The following is a 21073-nucleotide window of genomic DNA, read 5'->3' on the forward strand; positions in this document are numbered from 1 at the left end:
GCTAGGCGCCGTCCGGGAACAGTTGCTGCTCTCGGTCGGAGCAGCGGCTGTAGCAACTCATCAGAGTTGTCCGGTGCCCAGCGCTCGGACCTGCGGCGGGACACGTTCGTGAGACGAGCGGCGTCTCACCTACCTGTCCGAATCCTCATGCAGGCCCGAGGAGGTCGCGCCACGGTAGTGAAGCGCTGAAGGCATGTCGACTCAGCTTGCCGTGCTGATGACCAGGCCCTCGACAGTCACCTCGACGATGCAGGCCGCGAGGTCGGGCACGACCACGTGCGCTGCGCTCAGGTCGTGGGCCGGGTGGGAGGTGGCCACCCCGAGCACGTGCGCTCCCGCTGCACGTCCCGCCTCCAGGCCAGCTGGTGCGTCTTCCACGACGAGGCACCGGCGAGGGTTGAAGCCGAGCTGGCGGGCCGCGTTCAGATATCCCTGCGGGTCAGGCTTGCCCAGCCGGACATCCTCTGCCGCTACCAACACGTCGGGCACCGGCAGCCCGGCGGCGGCCAGCCGCGCACGCATCAGCAACTGCGACCCCGACGTCACTGCGGCCCATCGATCGGATGGGAGGCGCGACAAGAGGTCTCGCGTGGCGGGGAGCGCGATCACGTCATCGAGGTCTGCCATCTCCAGCCGCTCGAGCTCAGCGACCGCCGCGGCGCGTTGGTCGCTGGGCAGAAACTCGGCCACCGTGTCCTCCGAGCGGCGCCCGTGACAGACCCGGAGGACCTCCAAGGCGTCGATCCCGCGGACAGCGGACCATGCCCGCCACGTGCGCCCGACCGCAGCGGTCGAGTCCACCAATGTCCCGTCGATGTCGAATAGGATCGCGTCCACCTCAAAGCGCATACGTAGCAACCTACGGGCGTTGCCCGGGAACATCGCGAGGCCTCACGTTCCCCTGGGCGGTAGTGACGCCTCCGAGAGCAACTTGGTCTCGTGTACCGCCAGCCCCCGAACGGAAGGTCAGGCGGACGTGGGTGCACCCACCCGGTAGTGCAGGTGCGTGACGCCGGGCGCAGCGAGGACGCGCGTCAGCTCGAGCTCTGCGGGGTCCGTGCCGAACAGGCGACGGCCGCTCCCGAGGACCACGGGGATCAGATGGATCTCCACCTCGTCGAGCAGCGCTTCGCGCAGCAGGGTCTGCGCGAGGCGGGCGCCGTGCACCATCACGTTCTTCTCGCCCGCGGCGGCCTTGGCCGCGCGCATGGCGGTCTCGGCGTCGGGCACGAAATGCACCCAGCCGCTCTGAGGTGGCAACGGGGTGGCACGGGTCGGGACGAAGATCGGCACGCCGTGGTGGTCGCCGTCCCACTGCCCGTACTCGAACGTCTTGCGGCCGACGACGACGGCACCCGTCGCCATCAGCTCGGCGAACACCTGCCCGCTCAGCCCGGGAGGGTCGAAGTGGGGCAACGCCGCGGTGGGCTTGCCGAGCCACTCGTGCAGGCGCTCACCGCCGGTCCCGAGCCCGTTCTCCGGGCCGTCGTCTGGGCCGGTGATGAACCCGTCGAGGGACATCGACATGTAGAGCACCGACTTTCCCATCAGGACCCTCCTCGTTCCCCCGGTCGAGCGCGACCGGAATGCTCAACCCAGCCGGACGCCTCGAACGGCGCTCGTAGCGCACACCGTCTCGGCGTGGAGCAGTCATCCGGCCGGCTCCACCGCGGCGATCGATCCGGAGCGTCGGTGATCGATCCGGAGCGTCTCGAGCGCGCCCCTTCCAGCATGCCCCTGCCCGGGTCTTGACTCCACTGCACTGTGCCTTCCAAGCGAGAATGTAGGAACTCAGCAGACTTGTCCCGATCCCATCCTTCTGACCTGTGACGGGACAACTCCTGAGCCGCTGTCCGTCTCACAGAGTTGTCCAAGTCCTCAGATGTCGGCCTGCGCAGATCGATGGCCTGCGTAGAACCAACGCACTTCGTCGAGAGGCGAGCGAGGGCAGGCGCAGCCTCTGATTAGGCTGAGATTTGTGGCGACCCGGATTGAGGAGTACCTGACGCGTCTGGATCGCTTTAGCGGTGGGGCAGAGCCTCGCTTCTTCCCGGTGGATCCACCGCCGGAAGGCGCGCACAAGATCACGACGATCATCTACCAGGATCTGCCTGACCACGGTTTCCTCACCGCGCTGACCTACGGACTGTCCCTCGCCGACCACCCAGAGTGGACGCTGGGCCGCCCTGAGCTCTGCATCAGCGTCAGGTCGAGCGACGAGCGTTGGGGTCACGCGATCGGGTACCTAGCGAGCACGCTGATCCATGCGTGCCCCTTCGGATACGGCGACACCATCAACTTCGGCGAGCCCATCGCGACCGACACGACCATGACGGCGTTCGTCGTGTTCGCCCCCGCAGTCCTGGACCGGGCCGACTACATGAGGGTTCTGGACGCCCCACCCGGCGCCGACCCCGCCGACGTCGTCAACATCGCGGGCATGTACCCGATCTACGACAGCGAGCGGCACTTCATCCACGCCGAGGGCCTGGAGCGGTTCTGGCAGCTCGGCTGGGACCCGTACGACCCCTCCCGCCCAGCCGTCGTCTAAGTCCTCAGGGCCGATCAGCCGTCGCCGCAAGTCGCATGCTCGGTCCGGTCATACGGCGATCCGTGGGCTCCCCTCCGCAAGCCGGGCGCGCCCGCGCTCTCACGAGTTCAAGCGTGGGGCGAGAGGGCGGCCTCGAGCTCGTGCCCCTCGGCAGTCGCGTACGTGGCCCGAGCCACGCTCATCTCCACGCATCGAGCGCCCTCCGGGGACAACTCGGTGAGAGCGGGGCACGCCGTGGGCAACTTCGTGTGATTGGGACAACTCAGATGAGATCCCACAGAGAACAACGCCGACCACGCCTCGGCGTCCAGCTGGGAATGCATCGGGTCGTATCAAAGTTGAGCGGAACAGACTCAAGTCCGACCGTCCCGAGTTTGCGCGCAGTCCGATCCCGTCGCAGACTTGAGCCAGCCGGACTCAAGAGCGGTCCGTACGGACCACCTGAACCCAGTACGACACGAAAGAAGGCACGCACATGGCACGAGCAGTCGGCATCGACCTCGGTACCACGAACTCGGTTGTCTCGGTCCTCGAGGGCGGCGAGCCCACGGTCATCGCCAACGCCGAGGGGTCCCGCACGACGCCGTCGGTCGTGGCGTTCTCCAAGACGGGTGAGGTGCTGGTCGGCGAGATCGCCAAGCGCCAGGCCGTCACCAACGTCGACCGCACCATCACGTCGGTCAAGCGACACATGGGCACGGACTGGTCGCAGGCGATCGACGACAAGAAGTACACCGCGCAGGAGATCAGCGCGCGGGTGCTCTCCAAGCTCAAGCGCGACGCGGAGGCCTACCTGGGCGAGCCCGTCACCGAGGCTGTCATCACGGTCCCGGCGTACTTCAACGACGCCGAGCGCCAGGCCACCAAGGACGCGGGCGCGATCGCCGGCCTCAACGTCCTGCGCATCATCAACGAGCCCACCGCCGCCGCCCTCGCCTACGGCCTGGAGCGCGGCAAGGAGGACGAGCTCATCCTCGTCTTCGACCTCGGTGGCGGCACGTTCGACGTGTCCCTCCTCGAGGTGGGCAAGGACGACGACGGCTTCTCGACGATCGAGGTCCGGGCGACGTCCGGTGACAACCGGCTCGGCGGCGACGACTGGGACAACAGGATCGTCGACTTCCTGGTCTCCGAGGTGAAGAACTCCACGGGCGTCGACCTGGCCAAGGACAAGATCGCCGTGCAGCGCCTGCGCGAGGCCGCGGAGCAGGCCAAGAAGGAGCTCTCGTCCGCGACGAGCACCAACATCTCGCTCCAGTACCTGTCGATGAGCGAGAACGGCCCGGTCCACCTGGACACCAAGCTGACGCGCGCGCAGTTCCAGCAGATGACGCAGGACCTGCTCGACCGCACCAAGGCGCCGTTCCAGTCGGTCATCCGCGACGCGGGCATCAAGCTCTCGGAGATCGACCACGTCGTGCTCGTCGGCGGCTCGACCCGTATGCCCGCGGTCACCGAGGTCGTCAAGGAGCTCACGGGCGGCAAGGAGCCCAACAAGGGCGTCAACCCCGACGAGGTCGTCGCCGTCGGTGCCGCGCTCCAGGCCGGCGTCATGAAGGGCGACCGCAAGGACGTCCTGCTCATCGACGTCACCCCGCTGAGCCTCGGCATCGAGACCAAGGGTGGCGTGATGACCAAGCTCATCGAGCGCAACACGGCCATCCCCACCAAGCGGTCGGAGATCTTCTCCACGGCCGAGGACAACCAACCGTCCGTGCTGATCCAGGTGTTCCAGGGCGAGCGTGAGTTCGCGCGGGACAACAAGCCGCTCGGCACGTTCGAGCTCACCGGCATCGCGCCGGCGCCGCGTGGTGTGCCGCAGATCGAGGTCACGTTCGACATCGACGCCAACGGCATCGTGCACGTGTCCGCGAAGGACCGCGGCACCAACAAGGAGCAGTCGATGACGATCACCGGCGGCTCGGCCCTCCCCAAGGAGGACATCGAGCGCATGGTGCGCGAGGCCGAGGAGCACGCCGCCGAGGACAAGGCGCGTCGCGAGGAGGCCGAGACCCGCAACACGGCCGAGCAGCTGGCCTACTCGACCGACAAGCTGCTGGTCGACAACGCGGACAAGCTCCCCGAGGACGTCAAGACCGAGGTCCAGACGGCCGTCACCGAGCTGAAGACAGCGCTCGCGGGCACCGACCTCGACGAGGTCAAGGCCAAGCACTCGGCCCTGCTCGCGGTCAGCCAGAAGATCGGCGAGGCGATCTACTCGGCGGACAACATGGCGCAGAACGCGCCGGCCGACGAGCAGCCCGCGGCGGACACCACGTCCGACGAGGACGTCGTGGACGCCGAGATCGTCGACGACGAGGAGGAGGCGGCCAAGTGACCACCGAGCCCGGCGACCAGGACCTCCCGGACCGACAGGAGGACGAGCTGACCCCCGAGGAGCAGATCCTTGCCGACGCGGAGTCGATCGCGGCGTCCGCCGAGGAGGAGGTCGTGCTCGAGGGTCTCGTCGCGGTCGAGAAGCTGGCGGCCGAGCGGCTCGAGGAGCTGCAGCGGTCGCAGGCGGCCTACTACAACCTGGAGCAGCAGTACTCGGGGTTCGTGAAGCGGTCGAAGGCTGACGCCCTCGCCGCCCACGAGCGCGGTGTGCACACCATCGTCGAGGCGCTCATCCCGGTGCTGGACGACATCGAGCTGGCCCGCCAGCACGGTGACCTCACCGGGCCGTTCGTCTCGATCGCGGAGAAGCTCGAGGGCACCCTCGGCCGGTTCGGCGTGGTGCGCTACGGCGAGGTCGGGGAGACGTTCGACCCCGCGGTGCACGAGGCGCTCATGCACTCGCACTCCGCGGACGTCACCGAGTCGACCGTGCAGATGGTGCTCCAGCCGGGGTACCGCACGCCCGACCGGGTCATCCGGGCGGCGCGCGTCGCCGTGGTCGACCCCGAGGCGTAGAAACCGCAGTAGCGTCCGAGGCCCCACGGGTCACCGTGGGACCTCGGACGCACTCGACGATGAAGGAAGGAGCGGCGTGACCGGTCAGGACTGGCTCGAGAAGGACTTCTACTCGGTCCTCGGCGTCCCCAAGGATGCCGACGCCGCCACCATCAAGAAGGCGTACCGCAAGCTCGCGCGCCAGGAGCACCCGGACCACAACCCGGGGGACGCCAAGGCGGAGGCGCGGTTCAAGGACGTCGGCGAGGCCTACGCAGTCCTGTCCGACCCCGAGCAGCGCGGCCAGTACGACCAGCTGCGCGCGATGGCGGGCGGCCCGCGCTTCACGTCGGGCGGTCGCGGTGGCGCCGGGTTCGAGGACGTCTTCGGCGGCATGTTCGGCGGGCAGCAGGGCGGTCGCGTCCGGTACACCAATGCCCCCGGCGGCGCGGCCGGCTTCGAGGACCTGCTCGGCGGGCTGTTCGGCAACGCCGGAGCCGGTGGGTTCGGCCCGCAGCAGGGCGCCGACCTGGCCACCAGCGCGACGCTGCCCTTCCGGCAGGCCGTCGAGGGGTCGACGGTCTCGCTCAACGTCGAGGGCCGCACGGTCAACGCACGCATCCCCGCGGGGGTCCGCGACGGTCAGAAGATCCGCCTGCGCGGCAAGGGCCGCCCGGGTGCCGGCGGCGGACCTGCGGGCGACCTCGTCATCACCGTCCGTGTCACCCCGCACCCCGTCTTCTCGCTCGACGGTGACAACCTGCGGATCACCGTCCCGGTCGCCTTCGACGAGGCGGCGCTGGGCGCCACGATCGAGGTGCCGACGCTCGACGGTTCGACCGTCCGCGTCCGCGTGCCCGAGGGCACCCCGTCCGGTCGGGCGCTGCGGGTCAAGGGCAAGGGTGTCCCCGGCAGCAAGGGTGACCTGCTGATCACCGTGCAGGTCGTCGTCCCGCAGCGGCTCAGCGCCGCCGCGCGGGAGGCCGTCCAGGCGTTCGGCATCGCGACGTCCGGTGAGGACGTGCGCGCAGACCTGCTCGACGCGGCGAAGAAGTAGTCATGCCCGCCGAGGACGCCAAGGTCTACGTCATCTCGGTCGCCGCCGAGCTGGCCGGCATGCACCCGCAGACCCTGCGCCAGTACGACCGGCTCGGCCTCGTCACCCCCAGTCGCGCGAGCGGCCGGGGCCGGCGCTACTCGTTGCGGGACATCGCGACCCTGCGCGAGGTGCAGCGGCTGTCCCAGGACGAGGGCGTCAACCTGGCCGGCATCAAGCGGATCCTCGAGCTCGAGGCGGAGCTCGAGCAGCTGAAGCGGCAGGTCGAGTACCTGCGCGCGTTCGTCGACCCCGGCCGCCGCGTGTTCACGGCCGACCCCCGCGGCGACGTCGTCGCGGTCAACCGCACGGCAGGCCGCAGCCGCCGCCCGACGACGAGCACGGAACGTGCCGCAGTCGTCCTCTGGCGCCCGAGCAACCGCTGACCCCTTCCGAGGGAGTGCTGCCTAGACTCCGTGACCGTGACGATCGATCTCGACCGCGCCCGCCGTGACACGCCCGGCATCGACCATGTCGCTCACCTCAACAACGCCGGCGGCGCCCTGCGCCCTAGCGTCGTGACGGACACCGTCGTGGCGCACCTGCGCCGCGAGGCCGAGATCGGCCCGTACGAGGCGGAGGCCGAGTCGGAAGCTCGGGTCGCCGGCGTGTACGACTCGGTCGCACGGCTGATCGGCGCGCAGCCGGACGAGATCGCGCTGGTGCAGAGCGCCACCGCCGCCTGGAACGTGGCGTTCTCGTCGATCCCCCTGAAGGCCGGCCAGCGCATCCTCACCGCGCGCACCGAGTACATCAGCAACGCGATCGCCCTCCTCCAGGCGTGCGAGCGCTCGGGCGCGACCCTCGAGATCATCGAGGACGACGAGCACGGCCAGGTCGACCTCGACCATCTGGAGCGTCGGCTCGACACCGACGTCGCCCTCGTCGCGCTGACGCACGTCCCGACCGGCGGGGGGGTGGTCAACCCCGCGGCGGAGGTCGGTGCGCTCACTCGAGCGGCGGGCGTACCGTTCCTTCTCGACGCGTGCCAGTCGGTCGGCCAGCTCGACGTCGATGTCGACACGCTCGGCTGCGACCTCCTGGCCGCCACGGGCCGCAAGTTCCTGCGCGGCCCCCGCGGCACCGGGTTCCTCTACGCGTCCCGCGGGATCACGGACAGCCTGGTCCCACCCGTCCTCGGTCTTGGCGCCGCCACCTGGACCTCGCCGACCACCTACGAGGTGGTCCCCGGCGCGTTGCGGTTCGAGACGTGGGAGCGGTCGATCGCGGACAACCTCGGGCTCGGCGTGGCCGTCGACTACGCGCTCTCCTACGGTCTGGCACAGATCGAGGAGCGCGTCACCGGTCTCGCGGCCCGGCTGCGCGAGGACCTGTCGCAGACCCTCGGCGTCACGTTGCGGGACAAGGGCGTCCGCAGGGCGGGCATCGTCACGTTCACGGTCGACGGTCTGCGCGCCGACGAGGTCCGCGCCCGGGTCGCCGCGGCGGGCGTCAACGTCAGCGTCACGCGCGTGTCGTCGGCCCAGCTGGACTTCGGTGCCCGGGGACTGACGGAGGTTGTCCGGGCGTCCCCGCACTACTACACGTCCGACGAGGAGCTGGACCGCCTGCTGGCCGCGCTGCGCTAGCCGAACGTCCGCCGGTAGTCCGACGGGCTGACCCCGACGATCCGGCGGAAGTGCACCCGGAGGTTGCGGTCCCGTCTCCCGACGACGTCCGCACGATCGGTCGTCCTGACGCTCGAACCTGCGGACCTCCGGCCACCGACACGGTCGTGTCGGCGCCGTGTCGGTGGGCTGTCAGCGGAGCCCTCCACGATCGAGCCATGACACAAGACCTGGTGATCGAGGCCGAGGGCCTCGTCAAGCACTTCGGCGAGACGAAGGCCCTCCAGGGCGTCGACCTCGCCGTCGCCCGCGGCACGGTCCTCGGCGTGCTCGGCCCCAACGGGGCCGGCAAGACGACGGCGGTCCGCATCCTGTCCACCCTGCTCGTCCCCGACGCGGGCCACGCCCGGATCGGCGGCTGCGACGTGGTCAAGGACGCCGAGCGCGTCCGCCAGTCGATCGGCCTCACGGGGCAGTACGCATCCGTCGACGAGGACCTCTCCGGCCGGCAGAACCTCGTGCTGTTCGGCACGCTGCTGGACCTCGGCCGCGCGGGCGCCCGGACCAGGGCCGCTGAGCTGCTGGAGTGGTTCGACCTGACTGCCGCCGCCGACCGCCCCGCCAAGACGTACTCGGGTGGCATGCGCCGCCGGCTCGACCTCGCGGCCAGCCTCGTCGGCCGCCCCGATGTCATCTTCCTCGACGAGCCCACGACGGGCCTGGACCCCGCCAAGCGTGAGGACATGTGGGACGTCGTCCGCTCGCTGGTCACCGACGGCTCGACCGTGCTGCTCACCACGCAGTACCTGGAGGAGGCGGACGCGCTGGCCGACGAGATCACGGTCATCGACCACGGCCGCGTCATCGCGCACGACACCCCAGAGGGCCTCAAGCGCGTGGTCGGTGGCCAGACTCTCGAGGTCCGCCCGTCCGACCTGGCCCGCATGCACGACACGGCGACCATCCTCGGCCAGGTGACGTCGGGTGCGGCCGCCGAGGAGATCCGCAAGGGCGTCCTGGCGGTCCCCGTGCGCGACGACTCGGCGCTCACCGCCACGGTGTCCCGCCTGGCGAGTGCCGGCATCGGCGTCACCGAGCTGTCCCTGCACCTGCCCAGCCTGGACGAGGTGTTCTTCTCCCTCACGGGCCGCACGGCCTCCGAGGACGACAGGGCAGACACAACACAGAAGGAGGTGGCCTGATGACCACGCTCACGCAGCCCAGGTCTCCGCGCCTGACCCCTACACCGGCCGCCGCGGTGAATCGCCGGCCCTTCCCGCTCGTCCGGCACTCGCTGTCGCTGGCCAAGCGCAGCCTGATCAAGACGTGGCGGACGCCCGAGGCGCTCATCGACGTGACGCTGCAGCCGGCGATCTTCCTCGTGATCTTCGTCTACATCTTCGGCGGCGCGGTGGCGGGTGACACCCACACCTACCTGCAGTTCCTTCTGCCGGGCATCCTCGCGCAGACCATCGCGACGGGCGCCATCGCGATCGGCGTCAACCTCAACACCGACCTGGAGAAGGGCATCTTCGACCGCTTCAAGTCCCTGCCCATCCCGCGGTCGTCGCCACTGATCGGCGCCGTGCTCGGCGACGTGGTCCGCTACGTCATCGTGACGGTCATGACGCTCGGCATCGGCTACCTGATGGGCTTCCGGATCCTCACGGACCCGGTCAGTGCGCTCGCGGGCTGCCTGCTCGCCGTCGTGTTCGCCCTGTCGCTCTCCTGGGTCTCGGTGTTCGTCGGGATGAAGGTCCGGACGTCCGGTGCGGTGCAGGGGATCATGTTCCTGATCATCATGCCGCTGAGCTTCGCGTCCAACGTGTTCGTGCCGGCGGCCTCGCTGCCCAGCTGGATGCAGACGTTCGTGGCGTGGAACCCGCTGACCCACCTGGTCCAGGCGATGCGCGGGCTGTTCCTGGGCACGCCGATGGGCGAGAGCGTGTACTGGACGCTGGCCTGGTGCGTCGGGCTGGTCGCGGTGTTCCTGCCGCTGGCCATGCGGGCGTACCGCCGCAAGGTCTGAGCGTTCGACGGCATCCCGACGCCGGCTGGGATTCTCAGCCGGCGTCGGCCGTCAGCTCCCGCACCCGTGCGGCAGCCTGCGCGGGTGGCAGCGCCCGCCATCGGTCGAGCAGCTCCTGGCGGGTGGCCTCGTCTCCGAGGGCCTCGGCGGCCAGGCTGCCCAGGTCCAGCTGGAAGAACATGACGAGATTGGCGCCGAGCCGAGTCCCCAGCGCCCAGAGCTCCCGCGCGCGGTCCGCCTGGCCCCGGGAGGCCGCGAGCTCGGCGCACCCGAGCGCATACGTCCCCAGCACCGGGATGTCCGTGGACCCGACGGCGTCGGCTCCGGCGACGGAGAGGAGCTCGACCGCGCGAGCCTCGGAGGCGGCCGAGTGCGTGCCGGGCAGCGCGGCGACCCGGAGGTGGACCACCGCGATCGCGACGAGCAGCACCACGCGGGGCTGCGGCATGGGGATCCGCGCGGGGGTGATCAGCGAGGCCGCCGACTCGGCGTGGTCGATCGCGTCCTGCCGGCGCCCGTCCTTCGACGCCACCTGGGCCAGGCCGAGGTGGGCCTGCGCTGCATCGACGTCGTCCACCTGCGTCGACGCCGTGACCTCGTGCAGCTGGTCCAGGGCGGCGGTGTCGCCCGCCAGCGCCCGCTGCAGGTCGAGCTGGACCCGCAGGCTGCGCACGTCCTGCATCGCACCGACCAGCTCGAGCTGGTCCAGGCTCTCCACGAGCCACCTCTCGGCGTCGCTGCCGCCGCGCGCGACCTCCCACTGGCCGATGCCCTGCGCCGCCACCCCCATGCCCCAGTGGTCGCCGATGGCCTGGAACCGGCGGTAGGCCTCGCGCGCGTCGTCCCCGGAGATGGACGCGTCGCCGGAGTTCTCGCGGACCGCCGCCCGCATGAAGAGGCCGAGCCCCTGCAGGAAGTCGTCATCGGTCGCGATCATCCGCTCGGCCGCTCCCAGGCTGACCGTGAGGTCGGGCGAGCCGAGGGCGGGCAGGGCCTCGGCGAGCGCGCTGACCCGCGGGGACACCTCGTGCGGGCGGTCGGCCCGCACGCGCCGGACCGCGCGCAGGGCGAGCGCCACGGGTCGCTGCGAGGTGGCGACGCCGGCGTTGACGGCGGTGAAGACGCAGGCGGTGGTCGCCCGGCCGGCGTCGGGGAGCGCCCGCCCGGTCGCGGAGCCCTGGAACAGGGTCGACGCCCGCCGAGCGGCCGGGTCATCGGCGTGGAGGAGCCGCATACCCCACTGGACGCACTCGACGTGCAGCCCGCGGATGCTCCAGAGGTGGAACAGGGCGCTCGCGATGTCCACCGCGCCCACCTCGTCGCCGTGGTCGACGGCCCACCGCAGCGCCGCCAGGAACGTCTCCTGCTCCGCCGCGCAGCGGTCGAACGCGGCGAGCTGGCCCGCTCCGACGAAGTCCGCACCGACGCGCGCGGCGGTCGTCGCAGCCCAGCGGACCAGCCCGCCCATGGCGCCCGCCCGCTCGCCTGCGCCGTCGAGCCGCACGTCGCCATACTCGCGCACCGTCTCGAGCATCCGGTAGCGCGCGAGGCCGGCATCGTCCTCGTCGAAGGTGAGCAGCGACTGCTCGACCAGGGTGGACAGCCCTCGCCGCACGCTCGCGGGGTCCGCGCCGGAGACCGCGACCGCGGTCTCGGCGGTGAACGGGGCCGGCACGACCGCCAGCCGCTGGAGCAGGTCGCGGTCCTCCGGATGCAGCAGCTCGCGGCTCCAGTCGACCATCGCCCACAGGCTCGCGTGCCGGTCCGGGAGCCCGCGCAGGGCGTCGTCGAGCAGGCCGAAGCGGTCGCCCAGACCGTCCAGCACGTCCTGCACGGTCATCGCCCGCAGCCGGGCGGCCGCGAGCTCCAGCGCGAGCGGCAGGTTGTCCAGGTGGTGGCAGAGCTCGAGCGCGCGCGCGGGATTCCAGGCGAGGCCCGCACGTCCGGCGCGGGCGCGTGCCTCCAGCAGGGCGAGCGCGTCGCTGTCGGGCAGCGCGCGCAGCCGGTGCACGAGCTCGCCGACGAGGCCGAGGGGAGCCCGGCTCGTCGCCAGCACGACCACGTCCGGGGAGGCGACGGCGAGCAGGTCACCGACGACCACCGCCGCGGCTGCCAGCACGTGCTCGCAGTTGTCCAGCACCAGCAGGCCGTCGAGGTCCTGGGCGGCCAGCCGCAGGCGGTCCTGGGGTGTGAGCAGCCGGCGGTCGGTCGAGATGTCCGCGCGGGCGGCCGTCGCGTCGGACCCGCCGATCGCAGCGAGGACCGTCGGCAGCACCTCGTCTGGCGACCGCAGACCCGCGAGCTCGACCACGCGGACCGAGCCGCCCGCGGCCGCAGCACGGCGGGCCACCTCGCCGGCCAGCCGGGTCTTGCCTGCGCCGCCCGTCGCGACGACGGTGACCAGCGCCGACGTGCTGAGGCCGGCCTCCACCTGGGCGACGGCGTCGTCCCGGCCGACCAGCGCGGTGGCCGGCCGACGCCAGGCCGCGGGCATGGTGACGACGGAGCGGACCGTCGCGACGTGCGGCGCGGGGGCGGCCGCCGCCAGCTCCCCGCGCAGCAGCGCCAGGTGGGCGTCGGCGACGACCGGCGACGGGTCGGTGCCGTAGCGGTCGGCCAGCTCGGCGCGCACCTGCTCGACGACCTCGAGAGCCTCGGCGTCCCGGCCCTGCGCGGCGAGCACGCGGACCAGGAGGGCGACCAGAGGCTCGTCGGGCGGGGTCCGCAGCGCGCAGCGGCGCAGGTCCTCGACCATGTCCTCGACGTGGCCGAGCGTGAGCCCGGCCTCCGCCTGGAGTGTCACGACGTCGGCGAGGAGGCGCGCGGTCGCGGGGTCGCCGAGGTCGGGGACGGCCGGGAGCAGTCCGCGGGCGTCCCGGCCGAGGTCGCGCGCCCGTGCGGCGTCCCCGGACCGCAGAGCGTCGCGACCGCCCGCGAGCAGCGCCTCGGCCTCGACGACGTCGATCCGCAGCCCGTCGGTGGGCAGCCGGTAGCCGCCCGGCGCGGCCTCGATGGCGAACCCCAGCCGCCGCGCGCGCGAGACGAGCGCCTGCACCGCGCCCGCTGCGTCGTCGGGCGGGATGCCCTCCCACACGTCCTCGACGAGCGCTGCCGACGACACCGCGCGCCCGCGCGCGCCGAGGAGCCCAGCGATCAGGGCCACCAGGCGGTCGCCACGGACGGGCCGACCGTCGACGGCGAGCGCCCCGAGCGTCGTGATCTGCACGGGAACAGCATCCCGCACGGGCGGGTGGCACCCGTTCGGGTACATGTCGGGCGCGTCTCGCACGAGTGGTTCTGGCGTGTCGCGCACGGCATTCCCGACGTACCGGGCGAGGCGGGTGTGGACTGCCTGTGGAGCACGTTGTGGGCGCCGGACGGCCCTCTGTGGATGCCTGTGCACGGCAGTGCATCTGCGCTGGTCGGGGGCCGTGTCAGTGGTCGGCGGTAGCCTGGAACTTCTCCACAGGGTGAAGAACGACACGGTTGTCACTACAACCCCTAGTGGTCCGTTGCGTGTGGGACCCCTAGGTGTAGTGTCTAGTCACGACGCAGTGCAGAGAGTTCGGGATCAGGTCGCGGTCAGGTCATGGTCAGTCTCGGCACCACGCCAGGCCCGGAAGACGGGCCCTTCAGCTTCAGAGAAACAGCTTCGCGATCGCTCCGGGGGGAGCGTGCCGCACAGGACATGGGGAGCCCACGATGACGATCACCGTCTACAGCAAGCCGGCGTGCGTGCAGTGCAACGCGACGTACCGCGCGCTCGACAAGCTCGACGCGGACTACACGGTGGTGGACATCAGCGAGGACGCCGACGCGCGTGACTACGTGATGTCGCTCGGCCACCTCCAGGCTCCCGTCGTGATGGTCGACGGGGAGCACTGGTCGGGCTACCGGCCCGACCGCATCAAGGCGCTGGCCGACCGCCTGGCCGCTGCAGTCGCCTGACGGACTCCCCGGATCGGCGCCGGTCTCGACACCGCGCCGATCCGGCGGGCACTCCTGTGCGCCTTGAGCGTCACGCACCACCGCACGACCCGAGGTGAGGGGATCCGGCCGATGAGCTCCGTGGTCTACTTCTCCTCCGCCTCGGACAACACCCACCGTTTCGTCCAGAAGCTCGGTCTGGCTGCGCAGGGTATGTCGATACATCGCATCCCCCTGTACTCGACTGACCCGTTCCTGCACGCCTCCGAGCCGTACGTGCTGATCCTGCCGACGTACGGCGGGGGCAACGAGGGTGGCGCAGTACCGAAGCAGGTCATCAAGTTCCTCAACGACGAGGACAACCGTGCGCTGATCCGCGGCGTGATCGCGGCAGGCAACACGAACTTCGGCGAGGCCTACTGCATCGCAGGGGACATCATCGCGACCAAGTGCCGCGTCCCCTACCTGTACGGGTTCGAGCTCATGGGTACCACAGAGGACGTGCACAACGTCCGTGAGGGATTGGGAAGATTTTGGCAACGACAGTCGCAGATACCCGCGTAGAGACGTCTGGCCTGGATTACCACGCCCTCAACGCCATGCTGAACCTGTATGGCGCGAACGGCGAGATCCAGTTCGACAAGGACCGTGAGGCGGCGCGCGCGTACTTCCTGCAGCACGTCAACCAGAACACGGTCTTCTTCCACGACCTCAACGAGAAGCTCGACTACCTGGTCGAGAACAAGTACTACGACCCCGAGATCCTCGGGCAGTACGACCGCGCGTTCATCAAGACGCTCTTCGAGTACGCGTACTCCAAGAAGTTCCGCTTCCAGACGTTCCTCGGCGCGTTCAAGTACTACACGTCGTACACGCTGAAGACGTTCGACGGGAAGCGGTACCTCGAGCGCTTCGAGGACCGCGTCTGCATGGTCGCCCTCGCGCTCGCGGAGGGGAACCAGGACTTCGCGATCTCCCTCGTCGACGAGATCGTGTCCGGCCGCTTCCAGCCCGCCACCCCCACGTTCCTCAACCTCGGCAAGGCGCAGCGCGGTGAGCCCGTCTCCTGCTTCCTGCTGCGCATCGAGGACAACATGGAGTCGATCGCCCGCGGCATCAACTCCGCCCTGCAGCTGTCCAAGCGCGGCGGCGGCGTGGCGCTCCTGCTCAGCAACATCCGCGAGCACGGCGCGCCCATCAAGCACATCGAGAACCAGAGCTCCGGCGTCATCCCCGTGATGAAGCTCCTCGAAGACTCCTTCTCCTACGCCAACCAGCTGGGTGCCCGCCAGGGTGCCGGGGCCGTGTACCTGCACGCGCACCACCCGGACATCTACCGGTTCCTCGACACCAAGCGCGAGAACGCCGACGAGAAGATCCGCATCAAGACCCTCTCGCTGGGCGTCGTCATCCCGGACATCACGTTCGAGCTGGCCAAGAAGAACGAGCCCATGTACCTGTTCTCGCCGTACGACGTCGAGCGCGTGTACGGGGTGCCGTTCGCGGATATCAACGTCACCGAGAAGTACTACGAGATGGTCGACGACGCGCGGATCAAGAAGACCAAGATCAGCGCCCGCGAGTTCTTCCAGACGCTCGCCGAGCTGCAGTTCGAGTCCGGCTACCCGTACGTCATGTTCGAGGACACGGTGAACCGGGCCAACCCGATCGCCGGCAAGATCACGCACTCGAACCTGTGCTCGGAGATCCTGCAGGTCTCGACGCCGTCGACGTACAACGAGGACCTCTCGTACAAGCACGTCGGCCGCGACATCTCCTGCAACCTCGGTTCGATGAACATCGCGCTGTCCATGGACTCGCCGGACTTCGGCAAGTCGGTCGAGGTAGCCATCCGGGCACTGACGGGCGTCTCCGACCAGACCGACATCGAGTCGGTCCCGTCCATCAAGCGCGCGAACGCCGGCGGGCACGCGATCGGCCTCGGCCAGATGAACCTGCACGGCTACCTGGCCCGCGAGCGCATCTTCTACGGGTCCGACGAGGGCCTCGACTTCACCAACATCTACTTCTACACGGTGGCGTACCACGCGATCCGCGCCTCGAACCTGCTGGCCCAGGAGCGCGGTCGCGCGTTCGACGGCTTCGCGGAGTCGAAGTACGCGACCGGCGAGTACTTCGAGAAGTACATCGAGAAGGAGTGGAAGCCGAGGACGGCCCGCATCGAGGCGCTGTTCGCCGAGGCCGGGGTGCACGTCCCGACGCAGGACGACTGGCGGTCGCTCGCTGCTCTGGTCAAGGAGCACGGCATCTACAACCAGAACCTCCAGGCCGTGCCGCCGACGGGCTCGATCTCGTACATCAACCACTCGACGAGCTCGATCCACCCGATCGCGTCGAAGATCGAGATCCGCAAGGAGGGCAAGATCGGGCGCGTCTACTACCCGGCGCCCTTCATGACCAACGACAACCTGGAGTACTACCAGGACGCGTACGAGATCGGCTACGAGAAGGTCATCGACACCTACGCCGAGGCCACGCAGCACGTCGACCAGGGCCTGTCGCTGACCCTGTTCTTCAAGGACACGGCCACCACCCGTGACCTGAACAAGGCGCAGATCTACGCCTGGCGCAAGGGCATCAAGACGATCTACTACATCCGCCTGCGCCAGCTCGCGCTGGAGGGGACGGAGGTGGAGGGTTGCGTCAGTTGCATGTTGTAGCGCCTCTGACCTGCGGTTTTATCCGAATCTTGACGAGATGTGAGTGTTGACATGACCCCCACCGGCAAGCTCAAGCTGGTCAGCCGTGTGTCGGCTATCAACTGGAACCGGCTCGACGACGACAAGGACGCCGACGTCTGGGACCGCCTCGTCGGTAACTTCTGGCTGCCCGAGAAGGTGCCGGTATCCAACGACGTGCAGTCGTGGGCCACGCTGACGGAGCAGGAGAAGACGCTCACGATGCGCGTCTTCACCGGCCTGACGCTGCTGGACACCATCCAGGGCACGGTCGGGGCCGTCTCGCTGATCCCGGACGCGATCACGCCGCACGAGGAGGCCGTCTACACGAACATCGCGTTCATGGAGTCGGTGCACGCCAAGTCGTACAGCTCGATCTTCTCGACGCTGTGCTCCACCAAGGAGATCGACGAGGCGTTCCGCTGGTCGGAGGAGAACCCGAACCTGCAGCGCAAGGCCGAGATCGTCATGGACTACTACCGCGGTGACTCGCCCTTGAAGCGGAAGGTCGCCAGCACCCTGCTGGAGTCGTTCCTCTTCTACTCGGGCTTCTACCTGCCCATGTACTGGTCCAGCCGCGCCAAGCTCACCAACACGGCCGACCTGATCCGCCTGATCATCCGCGACGAGGCCGTGCACGGGTACTACATCGGCTACAAGTACCAGAAGGGCCTCGAGAAGCTGTCGGCCGCCGAGAAGGCGGAGATGAAGGACTACACCTTCGAGCTTCTCTTCGAGCTGTACGACAACGAGGTCGAGTACACGCAGGACCTCTACGACGGCGTCGGCCTGACCGAGGACGTCAAGAAGTTCCTGCGCTACAACGCCAACAAGGCGCTCATGAACCTCGGCTACGAGTCGCTGTTCCCGCGCGACGAGACCGACGTCAACCCGGCGATCCTGTCCGCCCTGTCCCCGAACGCCGACGAGAACCACGACTTCTTCTCCGGGTCGGGCTCGTCGTACGTGATCGGCAAGGCAGTGAACACCGAGGACGACGACTGGGACTTCTAGGTTCGGGGTCGGTGGGGGTCTCGGGGACACCGGGACCCCCACCGATTGGCGCGCGCGTTTCCGCATCGAGGACGACGACTGGGACTTCCGACCCGACGCTCGACCTTGTCCGACGCACGGCTCGCATGTCACGGCGCTCGGGGTGCGGTGGCGTCACAGGTCGGGCAGCGCCCCTCGGCTGAGGTTCGTCACGGTCGCTGTCATCGCGCGGGCGCGATCGGACGCGAGGAACGCGACCACGTCTCCGAGCGCGCCGAGCGAGAGCTCCTCGGCGAGCAGCGCCCCCGGCACGCCCAGGCCACCGGCCATCGCTTCTTCCAGCGTCGAGCCCCGTGCCTGCGCGGCGCGTGACCACATCGCCGCCGCGTGCGACCCGTGGGCGACCGACCCGGGGATGGCGTCGGGCCGGACGCACACCACGCGGACGCCGCTCGGACCGACCTCGGAGGCGAGCTGACGCGCGAACGCCTCGACCGCAGCGCAGGCGGGACCGAAGCCGTCGGACGGCAGCCCGACCCGCGCAGCGGTCGTCGACAGGACGACGATGACGCCACCGCCGGCCGCGGCCATGTGCCGTGCCGCAGTGGTCGCCGTGACGAACTGCGTGGTGGCGACGGCCACGATGGGTCGGAGGTAGTCGTCGACCGCGAGGTCGCGCAGCGGAACTCCCTGGACGTGGTCGGCGCCGACGGCGTTCACGGCGATGTCGACCCGGCCGACGTCGGCCAGGTGTGCATCGACAGCTCCCGGGTCTGTGGCGTCGACCTGCGCCGCGGTCCCGCCGACCTCGGCGGCGAGCACCTCCAGCGGTGCGAGCGTCCGGCCCGTGACGTGCACGGTGGCGCCGTCGCGTGCCAGTGCCCGGACGATCGCGCTGCCGAGGGCACCCGCTGCGCCGTGCACGACCGCGACCGACCCGTTCAGCTCCATGGCGAACCCCGTCCTCACCCCGCACGGGGTGCTCAGCACGATGACGCGCGAGAAGACCGCACATCGACAACGCGACGACCACGCTGCTGGGACGGGTCTGAGCTGCGGGTAAGCCAGGCCTTCCTTTCTAGGCAGGGTCCGGGGACGGGTCTACCGTCGACTGGAACAGGCCACACCCCGCCCCCACGGAGGTCGACATGAGCACCCTGATGGACATGCCCGCAGTCGCCGAGTGTTCGGTCGCCGGCTGCTCGTACAACGACCACTCGCACTGCCACGCCGCCGCCGTGAACATCGGTGGCGCCACGGGCGACGCGCAGTGCACCACGTTCTTCCCGCTCGGCACCAAGGGCGGGCTCGACAAGGTGATCACGCACGTCGGTGCCTGCCAGCGCGCCGAGTGCGTGCACAACACGTCGCTCGAGTGCACCGCGGAGTCCATCCGCGTCGGTGCCGGCCACGAAGAGGCCGACTGCCTCACGTTCAGCCCGCGCTGACCCTCCCGGAACGACGACGGCCGCCCGGCTGACCGGGGCGGCCGTCGTCGTGCGTGGGACTCAGGGGTGCGCGGTGACGTCGACGAGGTCCCCCACGAGGACCGCGGCCGCGGGGACGAGCTCCCGCTCGCCGGGCACCAGTGACGGGTCGAGAGCGCGCAGCTCAGCAGCCTCGGCCAGTGCGACGAGCGGGTCGATGTCGGTCGCCACCAGGAACGCGGCGAGCAGAGCCCGGGCCGCCTGCGAGTAGACGCCACCGGCGTCGACCGCGACCTCCGCGATGATCAGGGCGGTCAGCGACACGTCGAGCTCCGCGGTGCCGGCGCGGGCGTTGGCCCAGTCGACCAGCGCAGGTCCGTGGCTCTCGGTGAGGAACACGTTGCCGGGGTGCAGGTCGAGGTGGACGACGACGGGTCCGGACGAGACCTGTGGCCACGCCTCGCGCTCGTTCGGTCCCCACCCGTCGGGCGCCGGGATCGCGTGCAGGCGGGTGTGCAGGTCGTGCATGATGCCGGCCGCGTCGGACAGCGAGACCTCGCCGGCCCCGAGCGCCTGCAGGAGGGTCGGGCCATGCAGACGCTCCATGACCAGGTCGGGTCCGCTCGCCTGGAGCACGGCCGGCGCTGGGAAGCCGTGCGCGACGACATGCCGCAGCAGGTGGACCTCGGAGGAGGCGTCGCCGCCGGAGCGGTAGCGGCGCAGGACGTGCAGGTCGTCGAGGGCGAACACGTCGGCGGTCGCGCCGGAGGCGAGGATGGGGCCCGGTTCGGTCGAGGCGGCCAGCGCCGCGTCGACAGGCGGGAGCGGGTGGTCGATCGAGGCGGCCGCACGGCGGTCGGGCTGCGTCGGGAGACCTGGTGCGGGTTCGTGCGAGTACGACTCAGCGATCTCAGCCGCCCTTCGTTCAGAAGGCGTCGTGGGGTCGCTCGGAGCAAGTCCAGCGGAGTTCATGGATCGACGGTAGACGCATTCGCCCGAGATGTCCCCTGACTGCTACCAGGAAGTCCCTGACCTGCGCTTTACCCGCCGGACACCTGTTGCCGATCGCCGATCAGGGTCGGGCGACCCGGTCCAGCATCCGCAGCGCCTGCTCGTGGGTGGTCGGGAGCGGCTCGACCCAGACGCGGACCGGCTGACGCACCGACGAGCGGACCTTCAGGAGCTCGCACCGGCGGGCGATCTCCCGGTGGAGGGCCTCGAGCGGCGGGTGCGGGTCCTCGTTCGCGCGGGCGAGGACGGCGAAGACGCCACCGCCCAGTGTCGCCATGGGGTGCCCGTCGCCGTAGGTGTCGGTCATGGCGGCTCCGACCGCTGCGGACCGGGCGGCCCGGGTGAACGGGTCGACGTCCCCGGTGGCCACGTCGATGATCACCAGGTGGTGCCCGACCTCGGCGACGCTCCGTGCGCGCTGGGTGGGCAGCGCCGCGTCGCGGTAGGTCTCCGCGAGTCGGAGCGCCAGGTACTGCCGGCTGGGCAGTCCTGACTCGGGGTCCAGCGCGGCGCCGGTGACGACGGCGCCGGCCTGGGCATCGGCCCAGCCCTCGCACAGCGCCCTCGTGACCGCCATCGGCGGCTCGGCGGCGCCGAGGGTGCGGTACAGGCAGGCCAGGTCGTCGAGGGTCTCGCCGATCCCGACGCCGTCGTAGCCCCGGGCGGCGCCCAGCTCGGTGGCGGCGCCCACGGCGTCCCCTGAGGAGAGCAGCGCGAGCGCCAGTGCGTCGACGGCCGGGTGGTACCAGTCCGAGGGCCGCCGCCACACCGAACCGACGCTCTCGTCGCGCCAGCGTTCCCGGAGCGTCGCGGGCATCGCGTCCATCGGAACAGGGCCCGAGACGGCCGGCTGCGCGGCGGTGTGGGACCCGTGGTTCAT

General features: G+C 70.1%; 19 protein-coding genes. 13 read left to right on the forward strand and 6 right to left on the reverse strand.

Translation table 11 applies throughout. The features are described from left to right. Nucleotides 1–201: 201 nt before the first annotated feature. A complete protein-coding gene (locus ASG23_RS13140; protein WP_056026304.1) occupies nt 202–849 on the reverse strand; it encodes an HAD-IA family hydrolase in 648 nt (215 codons plus the stop codon). 117 nt (nt 850–966) lie between these two features. Further along, nucleotides 967–1548, reverse strand: coding sequence for a dihydrofolate reductase family protein (locus ASG23_RS13145; RefSeq protein ID WP_056025625.1), 582 nt, complete (start codon nt 1546–1548; stop codon nt 967–969). Nucleotides 1549–2053: 505 nt separating this feature from the next. Between ASG23_RS13145 and ASG23_RS13150 the strand changes: the two genes are divergently transcribed. The 8 genes from ASG23_RS13150 to ASG23_RS13195 all read left to right on the forward strand — a co-directional run bounded on the left by ASG23_RS13150 (nt 2054) and on the right by ASG23_RS13195 (nt 10136). Beyond that, a complete protein-coding gene (locus ASG23_RS13150) occupies nt 2054–2551 on the forward strand; it encodes a suppressor of fused domain protein (RefSeq protein ID WP_235521082.1) in 498 nt (165 codons plus the stop codon). A gap of 475 nt (nt 2552–3026) precedes the next feature. Continuing rightward, entirely contained in the window at nt 3027–4889 is a 1863-nt protein-coding gene (gene dnaK / locus ASG23_RS13160; RefSeq protein WP_056025634.1) for a molecular chaperone DnaK, read from the forward strand. Further along, nucleotides 4886–5464 carry a nucleotide exchange factor GrpE gene (gene grpE, locus ASG23_RS13165; RefSeq protein WP_056025637.1) on the forward strand — a complete coding sequence of 193 codons (579 nt, stop codon included), beginning with the start codon at nt 4886–4888 and terminating at the stop codon, nt 5462–5464. The genes dnaK and grpE overlap by 4 nt, the downstream gene beginning before the upstream one ends. Nucleotides 5465–5540: 76 nt before the next feature. Further along, the gene (locus ASG23_RS13170) at nt 5541–6500 is read left to right on the forward strand and encodes a DnaJ C-terminal domain-containing protein (protein WP_056025639.1); all 960 of its coding nucleotides are present in this window, start codon (nt 5541–5543) and stop codon (nt 6498–6500) included. 2 nt (nt 6501–6502) lie between these two features. After that, nucleotides 6503–6925, forward strand: a complete 423-nt coding sequence (locus ASG23_RS13175; protein WP_056025643.1) for a heat shock protein transcriptional repressor HspR — start codon at nt 6503–6505, stop codon at nt 6923–6925. A 36-nt stretch (nt 6926–6961) separates the two neighbouring features. Then, a complete protein-coding gene (locus ASG23_RS13180) occupies nt 6962–8128 on the forward strand; it encodes an aminotransferase class V-fold PLP-dependent enzyme (protein WP_056026306.1) in 1167 nt (388 codons plus the stop codon). 197 nt (nt 8129–8325) lie between these two features. After that, nucleotides 8326–9309, forward strand: a complete 984-nt coding sequence (locus ASG23_RS13190) for an ATP-binding cassette domain-containing protein (RefSeq protein WP_056025649.1) — start codon at nt 8326–8328, stop codon at nt 9307–9309. Next, nucleotides 9309–10136, forward strand: coding sequence for an ABC transporter permease (locus ASG23_RS13195; protein ID WP_056025652.1), 828 nt, complete (start codon nt 9309–9311; stop codon nt 10134–10136). Before ASG23_RS13190 ends, ASG23_RS13195 begins: the two co-directional genes overlap by 1 nt. Nucleotides 10137–10170: 34 nt before the next feature. Here the strand turns inward: ASG23_RS13195 and ASG23_RS13200 are convergent, their stop codons facing one another. Continuing rightward, complete coding sequence (locus tag ASG23_RS13200; RefSeq protein WP_056025655.1) at nt 10171–13362, reverse strand: BTAD domain-containing putative transcriptional regulator; 3192 nt, start codon at nt 13360–13362, stop codon at nt 10171–10173. A 476-nt stretch (nt 13363–13838) separates the two neighbouring features. On the opposite strand from ASG23_RS13200, the gene nrdH reads away from it, so the two are divergent. The 4 genes from nrdH (at nt 13839) to nrdF (ending at nt 17776) form a co-directional block, all read left to right on the forward strand. Further along, nucleotides 13839–14084, forward strand: a complete 246-nt coding sequence (gene nrdH / locus ASG23_RS13205) for a glutaredoxin-like protein NrdH (protein WP_056025658.1) — start codon at nt 13839–13841, stop codon at nt 14082–14084. Nucleotides 14085–14195: 111 nt separating this feature from the next. Beyond that, entirely contained in the window at nt 14196–14627 is a 432-nt protein-coding gene (gene nrdI / locus ASG23_RS13210) for a class Ib ribonucleoside-diphosphate reductase assembly flavoprotein NrdI (protein ID WP_056025660.1), read from the forward strand. Continuing rightward, nucleotides 14597–16744 carry a class 1b ribonucleoside-diphosphate reductase subunit alpha gene (gene nrdE, locus ASG23_RS13215; RefSeq protein ID WP_056025663.1) on the forward strand — a complete coding sequence of 716 codons (2148 nt, stop codon included), beginning with the start codon at nt 14597–14599 and terminating at the stop codon, nt 16742–16744. Before nrdI ends, nrdE begins: the two co-directional genes overlap by 31 nt. Before the next feature lie 51 nt (nt 16745–16795). Beyond that, nucleotides 16796–17776: a class 1b ribonucleoside-diphosphate reductase subunit beta gene (gene nrdF, locus ASG23_RS13220; RefSeq protein ID WP_056025666.1), complete on the forward strand. Its 981-nt coding sequence runs from the start codon at nt 16796–16798 to the stop codon at nt 17774–17776. A 153-nt stretch (nt 17777–17929) separates the two neighbouring features. On the opposite strand, the gene ASG23_RS13225 is transcribed toward nrdF, so the two are convergent. After that, on the reverse strand, nt 17930–18706 hold the full coding sequence (locus ASG23_RS13225; RefSeq protein ID WP_056025669.1) for an SDR family NAD(P)-dependent oxidoreductase: 777 nt from the start codon (nt 18704–18706) through the stop codon (nt 17930–17932). A gap of 197 nt (nt 18707–18903) precedes the next feature. Here ASG23_RS13225 and ASG23_RS13230 point away from each other — a divergent pair, with 197 nt between their 5' ends. Next, nucleotides 18904–19203: a DUF1540 domain-containing protein gene (locus ASG23_RS13230; RefSeq protein ID WP_056025672.1), complete on the forward strand. Its 300-nt coding sequence runs from the start codon at nt 18904–18906 to the stop codon at nt 19201–19203. A 60-nt stretch (nt 19204–19263) separates the two neighbouring features. On the opposite strand, the gene ASG23_RS13235 is transcribed toward ASG23_RS13230, so the two are convergent. Together ASG23_RS13235 and ASG23_RS13240 are read right to left on the reverse strand one after the other, a co-directional pair. After that, a complete protein-coding gene (locus ASG23_RS13235; protein ID WP_056025675.1) occupies nt 19264–20154 on the reverse strand; it encodes an aminoglycoside phosphotransferase family protein in 891 nt (296 codons plus the stop codon). Between the two features lie 100 nt (nt 20155–20254). Then, the gene (locus tag ASG23_RS13240) at nt 20255–21010 is read right to left on the reverse strand and encodes a hypothetical protein (RefSeq protein ID WP_235521086.1); all 756 of its coding nucleotides are present in this window, start codon (nt 21008–21010) and stop codon (nt 20255–20257) included. Between the last annotated feature and the right edge of the window lie 63 nt (nt 21011–21073).

The sequence above is a fragment of the Cellulomonas sp. Leaf395 genome (genome assembly GCF_001424125.1).
Classification (GTDB): Bacteria; Actinomycetota; Actinomycetes; order Actinomycetales; family Cellulomonadaceae; genus Cellulomonas.

Bases quoted from the DNA above. Each gene is read 5' to 3' on its own strand.
- nrdI (WP_056025660.1), top strand. From the start codon at position 14,196: ATGAGCTCCGTGGTCTACTTCTCCTCCGCCTCGGACAACACCCACCGT.
- nrdH (WP_056025658.1), top strand. From the start codon at position 13,839: ATGACGATCACCGTCTACAGCAAGCCGGCGTGCGTGCAGTGCAACGCG.
- ASG23_RS13240 (WP_235521086.1), bottom strand. From the start codon at position 21,010: ATGCCCGCGACGCTCCGGGAACGCTGGCGCGACGAGAGCGTCGGTTCG.
- dnaK (WP_056025634.1), top strand. From the start codon at position 3,027: ATGGCACGAGCAGTCGGCATCGACCTCGGTACCACGAACTCGGTTGTC.
- ASG23_RS13195 (WP_056025652.1), top strand. From the start codon at position 9,309: ATGACCACGCTCACGCAGCCCAGGTCTCCGCGCCTGACCCCTACACCG.
- ASG23_RS13140 (WP_056026304.1), bottom strand. From the start codon at position 849: ATGCGCTTTGAGGTGGACGCGATCCTATTCGACATCGACGGGACATTG.
- ASG23_RS13190 (WP_056025649.1), top strand. From the start codon at position 8,326: ATGACACAAGACCTGGTGATCGAGGCCGAGGGCCTCGTCAAGCACTTC.
- ASG23_RS13235 (WP_056025675.1), bottom strand. From the start codon at position 20,154: ATGAACTCCGCTGGACTTGCTCCGAGCGACCCCACGACGCCTTCTGAA.
- ASG23_RS13230 (WP_056025672.1), top strand. From the start codon at position 18,904: ATGAGCACCCTGATGGACATGCCCGCAGTCGCCGAGTGTTCGGTCGCC.
- ASG23_RS13145 (WP_056025625.1), bottom strand. From the start codon at position 1,548: ATGGGAAAGTCGGTGCTCTACATGTCGATGTCCCTCGACGGGTTCATC.
- ASG23_RS13175 (WP_056025643.1), top strand. From the start codon at position 6,503: ATGCCCGCCGAGGACGCCAAGGTCTACGTCATCTCGGTCGCCGCCGAG.
- ASG23_RS13225 (WP_056025669.1), bottom strand. From the start codon at position 18,706: ATGGAGCTGAACGGGTCGGTCGCGGTCGTGCACGGCGCAGCGGGTGCC.
- nrdF (WP_056025666.1), top strand. From the start codon at position 16,796: ATGACCCCCACCGGCAAGCTCAAGCTGGTCAGCCGTGTGTCGGCTATC.